The 2,082-nt window shown below is 73.1% G+C and carries 2 protein-coding genes; one reads left to right on the plus strand and one right to left on the minus strand.

Features of this window, described 5'->3' with window-relative positions:
• Nucleotides 1-759, plus strand: a 759-nt coding sequence (locus tag AC5JLB_RS01820) for an endonuclease domain-containing protein (protein WP_495872151.1), incomplete at its 5' end; no start/stop codon positions are given.
• Between the two features lie 189 nt (nt 760-948).
• Here the strand turns inward: AC5JLB_RS01820 and AC5JLB_RS01825 are convergent.
• Nucleotides 949-2,082 (minus strand): Asp-tRNA(Asn)/Glu-tRNA(Gln) amidotransferase subunit GatB (locus AC5JLB_RS01825; RefSeq protein WP_495872152.1); only part of this gene is annotated, 1,134 nt, incomplete at its 5' end.

A 2,082-nucleotide genomic window follows, 5' to 3' on the forward strand; every position in this document is an offset into this window, starting at 1 on the left:
CGGACGCCACACCAGGCGCTGGCACTGGCTTGCCTCGACCACGGCGCGGTGGCCTCGCACCGCTCGGCAGCCGCGCTGCACGGCCTCGGCGGGTTCCGCATCGATGCGCCTTTTGAGGTCGTGCTCCGGCACGCACACCGTCGACGCAGCTCGCCGGGCCCGACCGTCCACACGAGCACCTGGTTGCCGCACGATGATCTCCTGGAGGTCGCCGGGATCCCCACCCTGGGGGTGGCCCGGACCCTCCTGACGCTCGCTGCCCTCGTCCCCCAGATTCCGATGGACGTGGTCCGGAACGCGGTCGACGCTGCGATCCGTGACGGCAAGGCAACCGAGCAGTGGCTGTGCTGGCGCCTCGAGCAGGTCCGCTGTCGAGGCCGCAACGGCGTCCGCGCCTTCGAGCAGATCCTGACGGAGCGCACGGGCGCGGCCACCGAGAGCTGGCTGGAGCGGGAGCTGCTCCGGGTCCTGGCCGACGCCGGGTTGCCGATCCCGAAGTGCCAGCAGCGGATCGAACGCCGAGGCGCCTTCGTCGGCAGGGTGGACTTCCTCTACGAACCCGAGCGGGTCATCGTCGAGGTCGGCGGGCACCAGCACCACAGCACGGCACTGCAGCTGGCGAACGACGCACGTCGGCGCAACGGACTCCACTTGGCGGGCTTCCACGTCCTGGAGTTCACCTACCGCGACGTGGTGGAGGATCCGTCCTACGTCGTGGCCCACATCGCCGACGCGCTCACGCTCGCCCGTACCGGCTGAGCCGGACGGTCTCCCGAGCTCGACCCGGGTGGCCGGAATGGCAACCCCCTGCACCCCGGGCAGCTCCTGTGCCGTTCTTGTCGCATCGAAGGCTCCATGTCGACCAGATCTGCGACGAGGACGGGACGCTGGCCATTCAGGGGCGGGCCCTTCAGGAGCGGGCCCTCGGCGGCCCGGCGCAGAGGTGGGTCAGCTGGTGGCGCGCTGGTTGAGGAGGGCGGTGGCGGCCTTGCCGTCGGCCTGGCCCTTGGTGGCCTTCATGACCTGGCCGATGAAGAAGCCGGTGAGCTTGCCGCGGACCTTCGGGTCGCCGGTGGTGAACTGCTCCCACTCGGCGGGGTTGGCGGCGATCACCGCGTCGACCGCCGCCTCGAGCGCCCCGGTGTCCATGGCCTCGAAGCCCTTGGCCTTGGCCACGTCGGCGGCGGTGGCCGACGGGTCGCCCACCAGCTCGGCCAGCACCTGCTTGGCCTGGGTCGCGGTGAGCTCGCCCGCCACCTCCAGGGCGACCAGCTCGGCCAGGCGGACCGGCGCCAGCTCGCCACCGCGGTCGCCGGCCAGGTTCTGGGCGACGTGGACCAGCACACGTCCCTTGGCCGCGTCGGGCGCAGCGATGGCGTCGGCCAGGTCGGCGTCGCCCACCACCCAGGTCGACGGCGACGCCACGTACCCGCGAAGACCGCTACCGGTCGTGACGGCCTCGGCACCACCGTCGGCACCACTGGCACCGCCGGCCAGGCGGGTCACCCAGGCCATGGCCAGGAGGGCCTGGTCGTCCTGGCCGCGGTCGACCACGACCACCACGGCCTCGGCGGCGCGCGCCTCGCCGGCGGCACCGGCGAGCCGGGCCCGACGGGCCGCCGGCAGCATCGGCAGCGACGCCGCGATCTGGGCGACCCAGGCCGGGTCGGGGTCGACCGGCACCAGGTCGGGCTCGGGGAAGTACCGGTAGTCGTCCGCCTCCTCCTTCGAGCGCATGGTGCCGGTCACGCCCTGCGCCTCGTCCCAGTGCCTCGTCTCCTGCACGACCCGCTCCCCCGCGGCGTGGAGCTCGGCCTGGCGCGTGGCCTCGTGCTCGATGGCGCGGCCGAGCGAGCGCAAGGAGTTGAGGTTCTTGATCTCGCAGCGCGTGCGCAGCTCGCTCGACCCCTCGGGGCGGACCGACACGTTGGCGTCCACCCGCAGGGAGCCCTCCTCCATCTTCCCGTCGGAGATGCCGCAGGCGACGAGGATGGCGCGGAGCTCGGCCAGGTACTGGCGGGCCTGCTCGGTGGAGCGCACGTGCGGGCGCGACACGATCTCGAGCAGCGGCACGCCGGCGCG

It is taken from the genome of Myxacorys chilensis (assembly GCF_059505265.1).